This is a genomic window from Oleiphilus sp. HI0079 (genome assembly GCF_001635105.1).
The window spans coordinates 1-720 of sequence record NZ_LWFT01001299.1 but is presented as its reverse complement, the minus strand read 5'-3'; the positions used below and the strand labels follow the sequence as shown (position 1 = coordinate 720).

The 720-nt window shown below is 46.1% G+C and carries 1 protein-coding gene; it reads left to right on the top strand.

What is annotated here, in order from left to right:
- The coding region (locus A3750_RS22620; RefSeq protein ID WP_156498856.1) for a tol-pal system YbgF family protein at window positions 1-720 on the top strand (720 nt) is incomplete at both ends.

Below are 720 nucleotides of genomic sequence, written 5' to 3'. Positions count from 1 at the left end.
CCGATCGCGAGGTTAACGATCGCGTTTACTACCAACTAGCAAAGACCTATGACTTAAAAGGCGAGGTCGACAACTACCTTTCAACGCTCACGATACTAGTGGGTACTTTCCCGAAGTCAAAATACACGGCGGAAGCACAGTTCCGAAGAGGCGAAATCTTGTTTAGCGCTGAAGACTATGTTGGTGCCGAACAGGCTTTTGAAGCCACTGTTGCAGTGGGTAATAGTTCATTCTTGGCGAATGCGCATTATATGAAAGGCTGGAGCGAATTTAAGCAAACACGATACAACGACGCGCTGTTATCCTTCGTCGATGTACTCGATCTTGTGATGCCGGATAGCCTAAAAGTGGGTGAGGTAGAGCAGCGAAGCCAAACCATGGTTGAAGATTTGTTTCGCGTAATGGGGTTGTCACTATCGTATTTAGGTGGCGCTGACGCCCTAGAAAACCTCTTTAATGTTGCCGGCCACCGAAGTTACGAGATCGTCGTCTACGACCGCTATAGTGATTTGTTAATCAGTAAAGAACAGTACAGCGACGCGCTTTCTGTTTATCGCCGTTTCATTACCTTACACCCTCTGAATCTTAATGCGCCTCGCTATCAAGCCAACATTATCGGGACACTCGAAAAAGCAGGCTTTAAAGCCGAAATCTTTGAAGAGAAGGTTCGCTTTGTTGATGTATATGGAATAGGTAGTGCGTTTTGGTTAGTCAACAAAG